A 16,029-nucleotide genomic window follows, 5' to 3' on the forward strand; every position below is an offset into this window, starting at 1 on the left:
CTCCAAAATTTATGTGATACGACGGTCGGATTGTCGCACTCTGTGATGCAATTAGAAGCTAAAATTTCTTAGCTGCTCAATGTAAGATAATAACAAGGTAACGGTATCAGATTGCCAAAAAAGTGCGCAACCCAGCAACAATATACAGAATACACGTTCTGACTGATTATTCTTGCTAGTATTGAGTAATGGAATACAAAAACGCCAGCGACAAGGCCAAAGTAGAGGGACACCAGCCGGTGTCAGCATATCTGCTAACAGATGGCTGAAATAGCCGATAATCATAGCATGCAATACATCTGGTGGAAAAAACCAATGAGCAGAAATATCCGAACGAAACAAGACCATACCACCAATAATTGCCAGCAAGCTGTGGGTAAAACCACGATGACCAAAAAGCCTGGCCATAGGCAACGAAATCCATCTTAATCGCTGACCAAGAATGGAACTTGGATGATCTATATCAGGTAACAGAGACGCCAGCAATGCTGCTGGGATTATATGCCACCAATCGCCTTGTGCAAGTTCTGGTGTTAATCTGGCTTTTTGGGCAAAAACAACACAGGCGACAGAAAAAATCAAGTGCCCTTCCCCAGTCATACAAAGGTCCATATCAGTGGCTATGAATTCTATCAGTATATGGGATTTTCTTTGGTGATAATAGTAGTGACACCGTAACAAAATGTTTCGTTATAAAATTATATAATATTTAATAAATAAAACTGTATACTGGTTCACTTGGGAGATAGGCAGAAGCGAAGTGAGCATTTTTTCAAAACTCACCTCTTTTACTCTTATTAAGTATTTAAAGTGCCTCCAATATTCGCATATTCAACACAAACACTACCGGTTTTCCAACTTTCTTCTAAATAATCCGTAATACATCCTTTGCTAACAGGATCGAGTCTGTATTCTTCGGCGACAAGATGTGGATGAATAAATGAGATAGACAACAATCCTTCAGTATTATTCATATGGTTATCAGATAGAAATTTCATTGCTCCTGCACGAGCAACAGTGATCATATTTTCTAAATCAACGAGACGGATACTCTCTTCATTATCACAAGATTTATTTTCTACTGTATCATCGGTATCAATCATTAAGGCAATTTTTCGACCATGACAAATAAAAATATCCGTGATAACAACAACATGATGTGTAGTATAAGCAGAGTCAGTTCTGGCGATCCCATGCCCTCGTAGAGCAACCATTCCTGATCCCTTTATTTTTTCTCCTATCGTTTGAATGATTTTTTCATTACTACTTGAGAGTAATTCAATATAATCAATATTCCCTAACATATATTTTCTAACTTTACTCAGTAAGTTCATGGGTTTTTTTGTCACACTTTTATTTATTATTTTTAGAGAGTTACTGTAGCATAGATTAGGGTCCTGTTTTCTTAATGTGTGCGGAGAAAATAGTGCTGAGTATTTAGGTGAAGTTGCCATCATTAGTCTAACGGGTATAATATTAAAGTTTGTTATATTTTTTAATGAAACAGCCACATTTGATAGTTCTGTTCCTCCGTGTGCAGTTACCATTTTTGCTGCATTTATTAGAGTCTTTGAAATATTATTAAGCATAATTTCCCCTCATCAAAAAAATACAAATTTTTATTATGATAAAAAATTTTTATAATTTATTTTAAATGAGATCTCATACTTCAATTATTACTCTTTTATTTCTGTATTACATAAGGTGAATACCTGGATAATAGCAAGTACCTATTACTTAATAAAAAATAATGTTTTTTTATCCATTCCTAATTAATCAATACCCGCGTTGCCAATATTACCGTGTGTCAAAATTTCCCAAACATAATGAAAATGCCCTTTAGCAGGCCATCTTTCGCTCAACCACTGCCAAGTATGAGGCAAGTCTTTCCTATTCGATCGTCGTACCGCGTAATGATTATAAGCGATCTCTAAGGTTCCCTTCATATCCAACTTAAATTCTCTATTACAGATGTAATGAGGAATAGAACCCTTATTTTTATATTTAGTATGAAATTCCATCACCGATGTAAAACGTTCTTCCTGTTCACCATAAAGATCTAATCCCTGAATGTAAGCAGTTTCTGCAACATTAATAAAACCCGCCAAAGCATACGCCATATGTTCAAGATCTCGACAGGTTTCCTGAGTCAAGCCATTGACAAAGGTTCTTTGCCCTTGCCAGTAGGCAATTAATTTTTGTTTATTACGCCAACAGCCTGGTAGTTGCCTTGGTAATATGCCATCCGATTCAAGATAAATATAAGCAGGCACACTTTCACGCCACATTCTTATTGCTTTACGGTAAAGTTTTATATCTTCGAGAAAAATAGCGATATTGGCCCTCGCCTCGATGGAGGCTGCCAGCCAGTTCCCATGATAGCAAACAATGGATTTTGTCACAGAAGGCAAATACTGCATCCTTAACATATTTTCGAATTGCTGCACATCTTTATTTTTCCAGCCATCGTAAGTATGGCGAATTATTTCTGCCGCCCGTGGCCATAATGCCCCTGCCCAAGAGGCCTGTAAAACTTCATTTGCTCCACTGTGCCCACCAGTGAAATTGTATGACCAGGCATTGATAATGTTAATAGCATTTTCCGCATAAACTTTATCCCCACTGTAATACCAAAGCAGCGCTTGCGTATACGCCGCACGCGCATCTTTAATCTCATCTGAACAACCCCAATTAGGCCTGGAATAACTACCACAGTTCACAGCAAACCAAGGATCAGGTTGATAATCTAACTTTGCTAAAGAGTCTTGCTTTACCACGTCAAAAACTGATGACCAGGGCTCCTCGCCGGCAGTAATTCTCTGTTTTACGTAATCTAATTGCTCGATACTGACCAAAATACCAGGATGTTTAAAAAATGATTGTGCGGCTAATTTACCGACCAAAGTGGTTAACAATATAGCTATCGATATCAATATAATAAAAAAACAACGTATTACCCTGGCTAACATCCGCTAATTCCCTTTTTCCGTTTAATAACGGCGCGAACTTACAATAAACAACGTTGACGCGCATATTTTTTATTTTCTGACCTCCGCTAAAAATGAAGGTCAATGGTAAGTAATATAACAAGTAATCGAGAAAAAGGATTAAACGATTTTTTATTAGTATATTAACTTTAATTCATCGATCTCATACAGGATAATAAGATATTTTTTACTGTAAAATTAACCACATAATGAAATCGCTAATCAGGAAAATTTTTATGAATTTATCGATCAAGTTACCTTTTATCCGCAATTTCACCTTTTCTGCCATTGCTACTGCTGGCATGAATAAGCAATATCTTTATTCGGGATTGCAAGCAAGGTGTCATTTTGATATTGATAGCTATCAGGATGCTCTCTTTGATACTTATCATATTTCTTTTCCACACAATTTGCACAAAGCAGTACTAAAACGCCGCGCAGAATTTTTAGCAGGACGCTTTGTCGCTCAGCAAGTGCTAAATGTACTGGGAGTGAAAAATTTTCGGCTGGAAAATGGTGCCGATCGGGCACCGCAATGGCCGGTCAATATTATTGGTTCTATCAGCCACAATGACGATACAGCTCTCTGTGCCGCATTACTCATTTCTCCGGCTCATACTGTCTCTGCTGATACCCTTTCTGCTAAAACCAGTAGTGGTATCGGCCTGGATATAGAAAGTTGGTTGCCAGTCACAAAAGTCGCCGAAATATGGCCTAATATCCTAGGAAAGAAAGAATATTTTCAATTACAAACGATGCCTTGGCCATTTAATCAGTTGCTAACACTGGTTTTCTCAGCCAAAGAAAGTTTATTTAAGGCTCTTTATCCACAAGTGGGTTGTTACTTCGATTTTCTGGATGCATGTTTGCTCAATTGCTCATTGTCAACAGGCTGTTTTGAATTACAACTTTTACGTGATTTATCGCCAGAATTCCATGCTGGACGCTGTTTTCAAGGATGTTTCAATTATACCGACAAAGATGTTCAGACATCGATTGTCTGTTAATCTTTATCCTGAGAAGGATTTAGTAAAGAAGTGATGACGACACACGGTAGATATTATACACTCCTAGCCGCTATTTACCCATTCAACCTCTTGTAAACCGCTGGCTTGTCGAGTGAAATCAACATGCCCGGCGTGCAGTAATGGATACATAAGGATGACAAATGCCACACAGCAGGCTTCGCAAGAAACCTACCAATACCCGTGTATAAAATGGACTATTAACATGAAATTTAAAAAAGTTATCTTATTTTCCCTGCTCTTTTCCGGCGTTGCATCTGCATCCAACCTAACGGTCAAGATGCACGAGGCAACGCCATCAGGAAACGGTAACTATATTGGGGATATCACACTAGCAGAAACGTCATACGGAGTGATCTTCGCGCCTGATCTTAAAAATTTAACACCAGGGATCCATGGGTTCCATGTTCACCAAAATCCGAGTTGTCAACCCGGTGAAAAAGAGGGAAAAGCCATTGTTGCACTGCAAGCTGGAGGGCATCTTAATTTGAATACAACAGGCGGTCATCTTGGTCCTTATAATGATCAAGGACACCTTGGCGATTTACCCGGATTGCCGGTAAATGACGATGGCATGGCAACTTACGCCGTTTTAGCTCCACGTATTAAGTCTTTAAAAGAAATTGAAAATCGTTCATTGATGATCCATATCAATGGTGATAATTATTCAGATCATCCTCAAGCATTGGGAGGCGGTGGTGCTCGTTTTGCTTGTGGTGTCATAGCCAATGGCGTAGTTCAATAACGATCAACAACCCAGGCGCCATTTTCATCGCTTAAATTTCAGCCCGTTGTGAGAGGCCAGGGCGCCCCTCTTCACATTAGACTTCTTGTGAAACCTACTACGTGCTGCCGTGCTGCAAATTCTGCATTACGTGGTGCTCGCGATCCTACTCGCTATACACTGCAGTTGCTGTGCTCCGGGCGCCTTGACTCTGCAGCACTCGCTACGGTTTTGCGAGAAGTCTATTCTTCTATTACAGCATAGGTTTGTTAAATGGACAGTGGACGATCTATTTCCAAATCAGCAAATGATAATGTTTTTTTCCACGACGCAGCAAGCTATAGCGCCCAAACAAGCGATCAGCTTCAGTAAAGCAGTACGCCTCATCAAACTGCTTTACGCCATTCAGGGTAACTGCACCCGAGTTTATCAGGGTACGAGCTTGACTTCGCGATGGCACCAACTTAGCGTTAACCAGCGCTTGTTGCAAATCAGCATCATGGGTCAACTCAATAGCAGGCATACCATCCTGTGCTAATTGAGCAAAATCCTGTTCAGTCATTTCGTATAAATTACCAGAGAAAAGGCTATGTGTGATACGTTGTGCCGCTGCTAGCCCTTTCTCACGGTGCACTAGCCCAGTGACCTGTTCCGCCAATACCTGTTGTGCTTTCGGTGCTTTGCCACTGTTTCTATCTTCATCTTCCAACGCGCTGATTTCTTCCAATGTCATAAAAGTGAAAAATTTCAGGAAACGATAAACATCAGTGTCAGCAGTATTGATCCAAAATTGATAAAATTTATACGGGCTGGTTTTCTTGGCATTTAACCAAACGGCACCACTTTCTGTTTTGCCAAACTTAGTGCCATCAGCTTTAGTGATCAGTGGCACTGTCAGGCCATAAACCTGGTTTTGATGTAAACGACGTGTTAAATCTGTACCTGAAGTAATATTGCCCCATTGATCAGAACCACCAATTTGCAACTCTACCTTTAGGGCGTCGTTCAAATAAGCGAAATCATAACCCTGTAACAGATTATAAGAAAATTCGGTAAAAGAAATACCGCTGTCATCACGGTGCAAACGACTTTCAACCGCCTCTTTATTAATCATTTTATTAACCGAAAAGTGTTTGCCTATATCACGTAGAAAATCCAGTACCTTCATATTAGCAAACCAATCCAAATTATTGGCTGTGATCGCACTGTTGTCACCACAGTCGAAATTGAGAAACGGCGAAACCTGCTCACGAATTTTTTCTACCCATTGGTTAACCGTTTCCTTGTCATTCAACTGACGCTCGCCCGCTTTAAAACTGGGATCGCCTATCAGTCCTGTCGCGCCACCTATCAGTGCAACCGGTTTATGGCCCGCTAACTGAAAGCGTTTTAAACAGAGTAAAGGAACGAGATGACCCAAATGCAAACTGTCGGCGGTAGGATCGAAACCACAATACAACGAAATGGAACCCTGCGCCAATCTGTCTACTAATCCCTTTTCATCCGTGACCTGAGCCACAAGCCCCGCTCTTGCAATTGTTGAATCAGATTACGACTCGTCATTAATGACTCCATTATTCGTTATTTTGATAAAAATCTGGCTAAAAATACAGTTTCCGCGATCCAGAAGCCTGTTTTTGATGAAATATCAACAAACACAATAGATTTCTCATAGGTTCTAGGGAGCCAGGCGATCAATTTTCCAGTCACGGGTACCCTCTAAATCTTTTTTCCTCCGGTAGACAAAACGATCATGGAGGCGCTGCGTTCCTCCTTGCCAAAATTCTACACTATCAAAAACCACACGAAATCCCCCCAAAAATCCGGCACAGGAACATCGGACGACCGGAATTTTTTTTCTAATTCAATGAATTGACTTTCCAATACCCCTCGATTAGCAATGCTTGCGGATTGATGAGATACCCAGGCAGCAATCTGGCTGTCCCTTGGTCGACGGGTGAAATAATTTTTTACTTCCTCAGTGGCTAGCCGTTCAGCTTTACCCAGAAAGATAACCTGCCGATCTAACTCATGCCAAGGAAATAGCAAGCTAATACGAGAATTTTTTGCCAGATGTAAAGCTTTAGGACTCTCCAGATTAGTATAAAACACCATTCCTCGAACGCTATAATCCTTAAGTAGTACTACGCGCTGGAAAGGTTGTCCATCGCTATCTACAGTGGCGACACACATAGCGGTAGGGTCGACCAGACGCGCTTCATAAGCCTTTTTTAACCAACTGGTGAACAAAGTTAAAGGATCAGAAGGCAAATCCACTCGGTGTAATCTGCCATTATGGGTGTACTCACGTCGCTCATCTGCGACATTAAATTCATTATTAGCCATAGAACCCCAGTAACACACGGATAAGAGACCTCTTTCACAACCGTAGCGAGTAAGATGCAGTCAAAGAAGCGCACGGAGTACAACATAGTTCCCCTGTAGTCACAATTCGATTTTACTTCAACCGTCTTCTTCCTGTCGAACAAACTGCATCAGCCACTTATCACTTTCTTTTTTATTTTATACTTTCAGAAAATCAAACCAGCGTTTAGTATTATTTAAGAAATAAGCGTGATCAGCCCGAGAACGGTTATCCATTTTCAATAGGAGTTTTTATGATTAAACCATTACTTGTCGTTACTCTCACTATAATGACCTTAAGCGGATGTTCCAATCTTAACACGTTATCAGATGATACTTTCAGCGCGAATCAGGCGAAACAAGTGCAAAATGTAGCTTACGGTACAGTGGTAACTGTCCGCCCAGTGAAAATTCAAGGAGGGAGTGATTCCAACGTCATTGGTGCCATTGCTGGGGGAGTGTTAGGTGGATTTGTAGGTAATACCATCGGGGGTGGCAGAGGACAAAGCTTAGCGACAGCAGCGGGCGCGGTTGCCGGGGGTGTTGCGGGTCAAGGAATACAGAGCAAACTAAATAGCACTAAAGGTGTGCAACTAGAAATTCGTAAAGATGACCGCACTACAATTTCAGTGGTACAAAAACAAGGTACAAGCAAATTTAGTGTGGGTCAACGTGTCATGTTAGTTGGCAACGGTAGCAATATCACTGTTAGCCCGCGTTAATTATTCCACTAATAAAAAAGCCGGGATTTCAAATGAAACCCGGCGTGCTGTCGTGCTGTAAACAAATAAGTAGATTTTTTTGTTACTTGTCATTTTTCACGGTCTGTAATTTCCCAACATTGCTCTCAAGTATCCCAATTACCTCTAGTAGCCGCTTAACATCCTCTTGTGGCATATCGACGAGGATCTCCTCGTCCATTTTTCTGATGATATCATCAGCCTGCTCAATAATCGGCTTTGCCTTATCAGTCAACGATATCTTTTTAGCACGGCGATCATTGGAACAAATATGCCGTTCTATTAATCCTTTTTCTTCCAACTGATCCAAAGTACGGACGAGTGAAGGTTGTTCAATACCGATAGTCTTCGCAAGTTGTATCTGAGACGGTGCTTCGCCTAAACTACGAATATTAGATAACGTAACCCAATGGGATTGAGTCAGCCCCTGTGGTTTTAGCTTATCATCGATTCTCGTCCGCCACTGACGAACTAATCGTGCTAAATCAGATCCTAATGTCGATTCCACCTGCTTCTCCTTATAATTAGCGTGCTAGCATAATTCCCAGAGTCCAATCTCTTTTGAGTAAATCACATTAAAAATATAAATGTATATATACTGCTAATTTCATGCTTAAGCAATCAATATAGTGAATACATAGCTACAACGAGATACCTGTTTAGGTTAAATATAGTAAAAATTACTCCCATCTAGAGTATATCGCCTCTGACATTCACTCCTATTGGACTCACTTTTCCGCGCTGCTATCTACTATTTCCGTCGTTTAAATATGGATAAACCCACGGCCGACTATAATATCACTCTCCAAATTTATGATCAGTTGGCAAGAATAGTAGTTCATGATAATCAATTGGCCACTAAAGCAAAGCTGATTATTGCGATTACACTGCAGTTTAACCGAGTCATCCTGGAAAAGTAACACCAATGTTCTTAAAAAATTAAGTACGTTGTACCTAAAAAACCAGCCACACATAATTACAACGGTTACTACAACACGTCACCGTTGCAACACAGAGTCAATGCTTCAACACATACATGGTGCGACTATAAGACATATCTTGCGGATTCGTTATCGGATACCCTTTAAGCCACGGCTTAATCAAACGCCCGTTGGTATATTGATAGATGGGAGCAATGGGTGCTTGCTCCGCAATAATCTCTTCGGCTTTATTATAATCATCGTTCAAGGCGACACTGTTTGTCTGCATACTGGCATCGTTCAAAACATGATCATACTCAGCATCTTTAAATTTAGCAATATTGCCGCTGTGGGTTGAAGTTAACAACGATAAGAAGGTCGATGGTTCATTATAATCACCGATCCAGGAGGAGCTTATTACGTCAAATTTACTGCTATTACGGCTATCAATATAGGTTTTCCATTCCTGGTTGATCAATTTAACCTCCACTCCCAGCTTTTTACGCCACATGGAAGCGATAGCAATCGCTAACTTTTTATTATTCTCTGAAGAATTATACAATAACGACAGTTTTAATGGATGACTAGCACTATAACCCGCAGCATACATCAATGCCTTAGCCTGTTCATCCAGCTCTTCTTGATCATGTTGTTGCAAAAAACCTTTTGTGATTTGGCAACCATTAGTCACATCAGGCGTAAAATTGTAGGCAGGTTTTTCACCGGTACCTAACATTTTCTCAGCAATAATCTTACGATTTATCGAATATGACAGTGCTTTACGCACCCTGGCATCATCGGTCGGTGTTCTCTGGGTATTGAAAGCATAATAATAAATTCCCAGTTGATCAGGCGTATATACTTGATCAGGAATATCTTGCATCAATTTATGGTACATATGTTTCGGGAAAGATTCGGTAATATCGATATCATTAGCTTGATAACGTTGAGCTGCATAAGATTCCTGATTGATTGGAATAAAAGTCACTTTAGTCAATACAGTATGACTGTGATCCCAATAATAGTTATTAGGAACCAAAACCAACCTTTCATTCACTACGCGATCTTGCAACCTAAATGCACCATTACCCACTAAATTACCGACTTTAATCCAATCAGTACCATATCTTTCTACTGTTGCCGGATGCACTGGAAACATACTGAAATTTGCCAATAGACGAGTAAAATAAGGCACTGGCCTGTTGAGATGTACCTTCAAGATACGTTTATCTATCGCAATAACACCCAGTTTTTCTACTGGTAATTGACCGGCAATAATCTGTTTCGCATTATCGAGGCCAGCCAGTTGAGCATACCAAGATAAAGGAGAAACATTTTTTGGATCAACCAAACGACGCCAGCTATAAACAAAATCATTAGCAACCACAGGATCACCATTAGACCAGCGAGCATTTTTGCGTAACGTAAAGATGTAGGTTTGATTATCCGCCGTGTGCCATCTCTCGGCGACACCCGGGATAATATTGCCATCAGCATCCTGATTAACCAAACCTTCAAACAAATCATGTATAACATGCGCTTCCGGCAAGCCGACCCCTTTGATCGGATCAAGAGAAACGGGTTCATTCTTAATATGACGCATAATTTCCTGTTTCTCAGCTAACAGGGTGCCCGGTGGAATATTAGCAGCCGTTGCAAAATTCAAACATGCCGTGATCAAAGTGGCGTACAACAGATAACAAAAACATCGCATATTCGATAACCTTACTTTTGTTAATTTATAGCAAATAAAGAAAAATCAGCATCTACTGCTGCTAGCCTAGCATTTCTGTGACAGCTAGGCTATTGCTATTAATATGTATAATACATTGAAAAACTAATCTGTCATTAATAAGAAAGAAAATTATGATAATAAAATCGGTAATGGGTTAATCCACTACCGAAATGTTTTTACATGAAAATATGAAAGAAATATACCCTCTGGCTACTTAATCATATTAGCGTAAATAAAATCCATTTAAAAATAAACAATAACGATTGCTCCAAATTATAGAGCATGTACTATTATAATAATTTTAATTATTGTAATAGTACGCAAATGGACATGCTATTTATTATCTAACGAATTTTTAACGCTATACTTATCACGAGCTAGATTAAATAATAAAATTTTTATTTTAAATAGCCATTTAATTATTTAGCTTTATTTTATGAAAATAATTTTTTTACAAGAGAAAAATACATAATATTAAATCGATATTAATTTTTAATGACACATTATGTCATTTTTTTGTGTAGACTTAATTAAAAATCAACAATAATAAAATTATTTTATTATTGTTAGTTAGGATAGTTGCAAGCACAGAGATTTTATACCTACTTCTAGCCAACAACAAATATGGCCTTTATCATACTTATTCCGTCCATGCCCTGGCAGGTAGGTTGTAATATACCGTAACGGAACTGGATCGTAATCATAACGAAAACAGGTTCTGTCGAAGCCCCAATAAATTAAGGAAGGACAGAAAAATGATAGCGATTGATAATAATTCTTACCGTTCAAAAGGGTTTAATAGCCGAAAAGGTAGCCAAGTGCGTTTTTTGGTTATGCATTATACCGCTTCAAATTTTTTAGCTTCTGTCTCCGCATTAACCGGGCAATCGGTGAGTGTGCATTATCTTGTGCCAAATCCTGTGGATCCCACCTATATCAGTACAAGGTTTAAGGAGCTGAAGATTTTTAACTTGGTTGATGAAAAAGAACGCGCCTGGCATGCCGGTGTGAGTGCCTGGGAGAATCACACTAATCTCAATAATAGTACAATTGGGATTGAGATTGTTAATGAGGCTTCAGAGATTAGAGGTGTATTTACTTTCCTTCCTTACAATGATGCTCAAATTGAGGCCGTTAAACAGTTAGCACTGAGTATCCTGCAACGTTATCCGGATATTTCACCTACTCATGTTGTGGGTCATTCTGATATTTCCCTAGGGCGCAAAAGTGATCCGGGTGCAACATTTCCATGGTTTAAACTTTATGAAGCAGGCATTGGGGCTTGGCATGATGCGACAACAAAGTGCCAATATATTGATCAATATAGAAAAACATCACCATCGAAGGAAACCACCTTAGCACTTTTTAAAAAATACGGTTACAACGTGAGTCAAGCGACCACACCAGAAGGGTTTAAAGCGCTAGTCCGAGCATTTCAGTTGCATTTCCGCCCGTATAATTATGACGGCGTGATGGATATAGAAACCAGCGCAATATTGGCCGCACTGGTAGAAAAATATTTCCCACAACCAAGAGATTGATGAACTTGAATTAATCATTAGACCTCTTGCATGACCCTCGTTCATTAGGTGAAGTCAAGGTATAGGATCACAATATAATTAATTATTAATAATTAATTATATTACATTAAAAATTAGCTAATACAATGCCACGGGTCTTATGCCATTCTTATCTTCATTACCCAAACGCTGACCTTTTAAAAAATCAATTCACTTATCTTTATTATTATATTTGCTTGCAGATAGGCTAAATAAGGAAATAATTTATGACAACTGAAACAAGTTCAACAGAATCTATAAATATACCCCTTTTCCTAGAAAAAATTTATTGCGATATATTCGGTAATAAATATATAAAAGATATTCTTCAGTGTGCACCAGTGCCCCGATCTGTTTTTTATTTTGTTGAAATACCCACCACAGAAGACAAAAAAAAATTTTGCTTAATTTTCAAAAAATGTTTGAAGGAGACATCCTCTTGATAAGGAATTACTTGCAAAAATAGAATAATTACTGAAATAGGTCAGCCAAAAACGTGAAGAAATTATCCAATCTTCCTTCCAAAGTATAGCGTAGGCTGTATAAATTGATGTATAATTTCAAGATGACTTATCCATTAAAATTTCGCCAACATGTATTGGCTATTAAAGAGCAAGAAAAGCTTACATATGCCCAAACGGCCACACGTTTTTGTATTGGGACCGCAAGTCTGATGCGCTGGGCTAAACGAATAGAACCTTGTCTGACACGTGATAAACCCGCCAGTAAAATAGCTCGAGCGGCGTTGATTCTTGATGTGGAAACCTACCCTGACGCGTCTCAATACGAGCGAGCCCAACGTATGGGAGTGAGCGCTAGAGGTATCTGCCATGCGTTGAAACGGGCAGGGTTTAGCTATAAAAAAAACATTTTATCATCCAAAAGCCAACGCCCAATCCCGAGAAGATTTTCAGGTCAAGATCCAGGCCTATGAAGCCAGCGAGACCCCTATTATTTACGTTGATGAAAGCGGTTTTGCTCATGACATGCCCCGCCTCTACGGCTATTGAGCTAAAGGTAAGCGGTGTTACGGTCAACATGATTGGCACGCTAAAGCACGTACCAATGTCATTGGCGCTCAGCTTAACGGAAAATTAACCACCGTTTGTGCCTTTGAATACAATATCAATAGCGATATTTTTCATGCGTGGGTAACCCAAGACTGACTGCCAAAAATCCCTCAAGGGGCTGTTATCGTGATGGATAATGTGAGCTTTCACAAACGCCAGGATATCCAGTCTACTATACAAAAATCTGGTTTTATTCTGGAATATCTCCCGACGTATTCTCCTGACCTCAACCCGATTGAGCACAAATGGGCTCAGGCTAAAGCCCTTCGTAGGAAACGACAATGCGATATCGACACTCTCTTTTCTGACCCTTTATTTTGAATCAATTTATACGGCTACAGCCATAGTGGTAAGACACCAACAACCTGGAGCGTCTACTCTCCCACTTTTATTGCTCACAGCCTGACTGCCTTGCCAGAATTCGACTTAAACTGACCTGAGTTCGGGATAAGCCCAGGGCGGGATTCCACTTTGCTAATTTTTTAACCAAAAATAAGTTTACTACGAAAATCGGCTGACCAGGCGGCACGTCTACGTTTACTGGCAATACTATCTTGTTTACCTTTGTGCTGTTTAATCACACCCAACGCGACGCGATTGAAAAGAGCGACATGGGCTGCTCCATCCGGAGCTTTTATCAAGAGTTCATCTTCTCTAAACACCACATCCAATACCCAGTGAAGTTGATTTTCTATCCCCCAATGCAGCCGAATTGCCTGTGCCGCTTGTTCTGCATTCAGCGGTAATGAGCTGACATACCAACGTGACCGACAGTGGGTGACATTATTTTTTGTTCGTTCACTAGCGACCTCAATGAAAGTACGAATGGTAGGCCATTTCGCTTTTAATTCATTGGGTAATTCCGCATTAATTTGCATAACCGTACGTTTTTCTATCCGGCCATGCCCCTGATTAGTCTGCGTATATTCGTGCAATTTATCGCTATCATAGGCAAAAGCAAATTGCTGTTTTACCTGTTCAAACAGCTTCTTTTGAGTCGCTTTAAGCTGCACCACAAAATTGCCTTTACGTTGCGTGATAAGTGATGAAGTTGAGGTTTGGCAATGCAATGAATCGAGCGTCACAATAGCATTATCCAGCGCTAACGCGTCAATGCTCTGACGGGCTAATTCTCCTTCTTTTCCCTTATTGTTCGCCGCTTTTTGATAAAGCGTAATACCAGCATCAACATCATAGGCACTCACCACATGCAGCGCAGTGCAAATCTCTTCAGACCAGGTTCTCCGCAAGGTTTTACCGTCGATGGCGAGCAACGTCTTACCGGCTCGTTGGCGTCGTTCGTTAATCCATAAAAACAAGGATTGAATCAACAAATTTGTATCTAATGCATTGATGATTTTAGCAATACAATGACGACGTGGGCTCCCACCATGATAAGAGCCATATTTTTTTAGCCAATCGAGCTGAGCTTCGCCAAAATCCTGGATGGATTTCCATCCCGAGGCCCCACTTAACACGGCGGCAAAAAACAGGAAAATAACATCGAGCAGGTGATGTTTGATATTAATATCTTTACGCGGGTCAGGGATCAGGGCTAATTGCTTTAAAATACTCATGATTACATATTCTTTAGGATACATAATATTATGAGCTTACTGCCTATTATTAGTTCACATTAAAGTGGGATCCCGCCCTGGGGATAAACCGACTATTTTATAATGTGACGATATTTGCACAATGCAGAGCTAATTTTGGTTTGGATGGTGTAAAGCAGGCAGCGCCGATGCCGCCGAGTAAGTTGACGATAAAACTCTGTGGTGAGCGGTGACGAGTCTGATCTATTTGGCACATATTTTTTAGTTGTTCAAAAACGGTTTCAACCAATGACCGTTTACGCAAAAGGGCGTTATCAAACGCCGTGTGCTCGACAGATACCGTCTTGATTACGTCTTTGCAAGCGCTATTTTTGTATCAAAAGGGAGACCTGATTTCAGCACGCCATAGGCCAGTTGGAGTAATTTACGCATTGCAGCACAGACACCGACTTTTCCCCCTTTATTTCGTTTTACCCATCGTTTCCATTGAGATTTTATTATTGGGTTGTAAGTGATGGAGCTAAGGGCTGGCATATATAGCGCTTTTCTGAGTTCTGTACACCCGACTTTTGAGAGGCGGCTACGCCCTTTAAATGCACCTGATTCGCACAGTTTCGGATTAAGCCCTGCGTAGGCGACCACTTGCTTGCTGCTAGTAAATTTTGATACATCACCGACAAACGCCAATAAAGTGGCACTCAATATTTCGCCTATACCAGGAATACTCTCCAAGAGATGCTTATTCTTTTTCAGCCCGGGGGAGTTATTAATATGCTCTTTAATTTTCTGTTTTATCTCGACAATTTGTTTTTCTAATGCACAGATACTGTCTGTCAAAAAAGGCTGGACTATTTCATCTGCCCCCTCTTTTCGGTTACATTCCATCTGTTTCATTTCGACTAAATGATTAAGACGACGTATCAGTGCCATAAGCTGACGTTCATTTAACGGGGCGGGAAACCAGCGTGCTGGCGAATAAAGCGCGCAATAACGCGCAATCATCTTCGCATCCCCTTGGTCCGTTTTGTTACGACTCAGCTCACTTTGAGCAAAGGCATGAATGCGGGCGGGGGTTTCCACACTGACCTCAATCCCGTTATCCACCAAAAAAGTGGCCAGTGGCACACTGTAATGGCTGGTTGCTTCCAGGCAAATGTGGCAGTCACCGTAAGGAAGTAGCCACTTCAGCAAGTCGCTAAAACCGGATGGGGTATTGTTAAACACTTTTGTTTTATATTTTTTTCTTTCAATCCAGACAGCCACATCGAACTTTAATTTTGCTATATCAATACCGACGGGGGTTTTGTCCATCAGATACACTCCAGACATGACAGTAAAAATCAGAGAAT

At 40.2% G+C, this 16,029-nt stretch carries 14 protein-coding genes and 3 pseudogenes; 7 read left to right on the plus strand and 10 right to left on the minus strand.

Features of this window, described 5'->3' with window-relative positions:
• Nucleotides 1-51: 51 nt before the first annotated feature.
• From CCS41_RS08120 to CCS41_RS08135, 3 genes are all read right to left on the minus strand, one after another.
• Nucleotides 52-600: a metal-dependent hydrolase gene (locus CCS41_RS08120; protein WP_072549692.1), complete on the minus strand. Its 549-nt coding sequence runs from the start codon at nt 598-600 to the stop codon at nt 52-54.
• Nucleotides 601-797: 197 nt separating this feature from the next.
• Entirely contained in the window at nt 798-1,589 is a 792-nt protein-coding gene (locus tag CCS41_RS15655) for a hypothetical protein (protein ID WP_119963657.1), read from the minus strand.
• Between the two features lie 183 nt (nt 1,590-1,772).
• On the minus strand, nt 1,773-2,915 hold the full coding sequence (locus tag CCS41_RS08135; RefSeq protein WP_205411405.1) for an alginate lyase family protein: 1,143 nt from the start codon (nt 2,913-2,915) through the stop codon (nt 1,773-1,775).
• Nucleotides 2,916-3,223: 308 nt separating this feature from the next.
• On the opposite strand from CCS41_RS08135, the gene CCS41_RS08140 reads away from it, so the two are divergent.
• The gene (locus CCS41_RS08140) at nt 3,224-3,994 is read left to right on the plus strand and encodes a 4'-phosphopantetheinyl transferase family protein (RefSeq protein ID WP_072549696.1); all 771 of its coding nucleotides are present in this window, start codon (nt 3,224-3,226) and stop codon (nt 3,992-3,994) included.
• Nucleotides 3,995-4,217: 223 nt separating this feature from the next.
• Complete coding sequence (sodC, locus tag CCS41_RS08145) at nt 4,218-4,757, plus strand: superoxide dismutase family protein (protein ID WP_072549714.1); 540 nt, start codon at nt 4,218-4,220, stop codon at nt 4,755-4,757.
• 268 nt (nt 4,758-5,025) lie between these two features.
• On the opposite strand, the pseudogene tyrS reads toward sodC, so the two are convergent.
• A pseudogene (tyrS, locus tag CCS41_RS08150) lies at nt 5,026-6,299 on the minus strand (tyrosine--tRNA ligase).
• A gap of 115 nt (nt 6,300-6,414) precedes the next feature.
• Nucleotides 6,415-7,082: pseudogene (gene pdxH, locus CCS41_RS08155) on the minus strand (pyridoxamine 5'-phosphate oxidase).
• Between the two features lie 272 nt (nt 7,083-7,354).
• Between pdxH and CCS41_RS08160 the strand changes: the two are divergent.
• A complete protein-coding gene (locus tag CCS41_RS08160; protein WP_072549699.1) occupies nt 7,355-7,822 on the plus strand; it encodes an outer membrane lipoprotein in 468 nt (155 codons plus the stop codon).
• An 82-nt stretch (nt 7,823-7,904) separates the two neighbouring features.
• Here the strand turns inward: CCS41_RS08160 and slyA are convergent, their stop codons facing one another.
• Nucleotides 7,905-8,348: a transcriptional regulator SlyA gene (gene slyA, locus CCS41_RS08165; RefSeq protein ID WP_119797462.1), complete on the minus strand. Its 444-nt coding sequence runs from the start codon at nt 8,346-8,348 to the stop codon at nt 7,905-7,907.
• A 262-nt stretch (nt 8,349-8,610) separates the two neighbouring features.
• Between slyA and CCS41_RS16080 the strand changes: the two genes are divergently transcribed.
• Complete coding sequence (locus CCS41_RS16080) at nt 8,611-8,760, plus strand: hypothetical protein (protein ID WP_205411406.1); 150 nt, start codon at nt 8,611-8,613, stop codon at nt 8,758-8,760.
• A 97-nt stretch (nt 8,761-8,857) separates the two neighbouring features.
• On the opposite strand, the gene CCS41_RS08175 is transcribed toward CCS41_RS16080, so the two are convergent.
• Nucleotides 8,858-10,474 carry a peptide ABC transporter substrate-binding protein gene (locus CCS41_RS08175; RefSeq protein ID WP_072549701.1) on the minus strand — a complete coding sequence of 539 codons (1,617 nt, stop codon included), beginning with the start codon at nt 10,472-10,474 and terminating at the stop codon, nt 8,858-8,860.
• Nucleotides 10,475-11,250: 776 nt separating this feature from the next.
• Between CCS41_RS08175 and CCS41_RS08180 the strand changes: the two genes are divergently transcribed.
• From CCS41_RS08180 to CCS41_RS17690, 3 genes are all read left to right on the plus strand, one after another.
• Complete coding sequence (locus CCS41_RS08180; RefSeq protein ID WP_072549702.1) at nt 11,251-12,036, plus strand: N-acetylmuramoyl-L-alanine amidase; 786 nt, start codon at nt 11,251-11,253, stop codon at nt 12,034-12,036.
• A 583-nt stretch (nt 12,037-12,619) separates the two neighbouring features.
• Entirely contained in the window at nt 12,620-12,988 is a 369-nt protein-coding gene (locus CCS41_RS08190) for an IS630 transposase-related protein (RefSeq protein WP_119797707.1), read from the plus strand.
• Nucleotides 12,989-13,253: 265 nt separating this feature from the next.
• On the plus strand, nt 13,254-13,445 hold the full coding sequence (locus CCS41_RS17690; RefSeq protein ID WP_240313880.1) for a transposase: 192 nt from the start codon (nt 13,254-13,256) through the stop codon (nt 13,443-13,445).
• A 161-nt stretch (nt 13,446-13,606) separates the two neighbouring features.
• On the opposite strand, the gene CCS41_RS08200 is transcribed toward CCS41_RS17690, so the two are convergent.
• The 3 genes and pseudogenes from CCS41_RS08200 to CCS41_RS08210 all read right to left on the minus strand — a co-directional run bounded on the left by CCS41_RS08200 (nt 13,607) and on the right by CCS41_RS08210 (nt 15,991).
• Nucleotides 13,607-14,701: an ISAs1 family transposase gene (locus CCS41_RS08200; RefSeq protein WP_119797464.1), complete on the minus strand. Its 1,095-nt coding sequence runs from the start codon at nt 14,699-14,701 to the stop codon at nt 13,607-13,609.
• A gap of 97 nt (nt 14,702-14,798) precedes the next feature.
• Nucleotides 14,799-15,014, minus strand: a pseudogene (locus CCS41_RS08205) (transposase); the annotation flags it as partial.
• A 14-nt stretch (nt 15,015-15,028) separates the two neighbouring features.
• Nucleotides 15,029-15,991, minus strand: a complete 963-nt coding sequence (locus tag CCS41_RS08210; RefSeq protein WP_072550650.1) for an IS110 family RNA-guided transposase — start codon at nt 15,989-15,991, stop codon at nt 15,029-15,031.
• Nucleotides 15,992-16,029 lie beyond the last annotated feature (38 nt).

It is taken from the genome of Candidatus Fukatsuia symbiotica, from assembly GCF_003122425.1.
In the GTDB taxonomy this organism is placed as follows: Bacteria; Pseudomonadota; Gammaproteobacteria; order Enterobacterales; family Enterobacteriaceae; genus Fukatsuia; species Fukatsuia symbiotica.

What these genes read in the sequence shown, in the direction of transcription:
- CCS41_RS08120 (WP_072549692.1), bottom strand. Translation starts at nt 600, where the DNA reads ATGACTGGGGAAGGGCACTTGATTTTTTCTGTCGCCTGTGTTGTTTTT.
- CCS41_RS15655 (WP_119963657.1), bottom strand. Translation starts at nt 1,589, where the DNA reads ATGCTTAATAATATTTCAAAGACTCTAATAAATGCAGCAAAAATGGTA.
- CCS41_RS08140 (WP_072549696.1), top strand. Translation starts at nt 3,224, where the DNA reads ATGAATTTATCGATCAAGTTACCTTTTATCCGCAATTTCACCTTTTCT.
- sodC (WP_072549714.1), top strand. Translation starts at nt 4,218, where the DNA reads ATGAAATTTAAAAAAGTTATCTTATTTTCCCTGCTCTTTTCCGGCGTT.
- CCS41_RS08160 (WP_072549699.1), top strand. Translation starts at nt 7,355, where the DNA reads ATGATTAAACCATTACTTGTCGTTACTCTCACTATAATGACCTTAAGC.
- CCS41_RS16080 (WP_205411406.1), top strand. Translation starts at nt 8,611, where the DNA reads ATGGATAAACCCACGGCCGACTATAATATCACTCTCCAAATTTATGAT.
- CCS41_RS08175 (WP_072549701.1), bottom strand. Translation starts at nt 10,474, where the DNA reads ATGCGATGTTTTTGTTATCTGTTGTACGCCACTTTGATCACGGCATGT.
- CCS41_RS08180 (WP_072549702.1), top strand. Translation starts at nt 11,251, where the DNA reads ATGATAGCGATTGATAATAATTCTTACCGTTCAAAAGGGTTTAATAGC.
- CCS41_RS08190 (WP_119797707.1), top strand. Translation starts at nt 12,620, where the DNA reads ATGACTTATCCATTAAAATTTCGCCAACATGTATTGGCTATTAAAGAG.
- CCS41_RS17690 (WP_240313880.1), top strand. Translation starts at nt 13,254, where the DNA reads ATGGATAATGTGAGCTTTCACAAACGCCAGGATATCCAGTCTACTATA.
- CCS41_RS08200 (WP_119797464.1), bottom strand. Translation starts at nt 14,701, where the DNA reads ATGAGTATTTTAAAGCAATTAGCCCTGATCCCTGACCCGCGTAAAGAT.
- CCS41_RS08210 (WP_072550650.1), bottom strand. Translation starts at nt 15,991, where the DNA reads ATGGACAAAACCCCCGTCGGTATTGATATAGCAAAATTAAAGTTCGAT.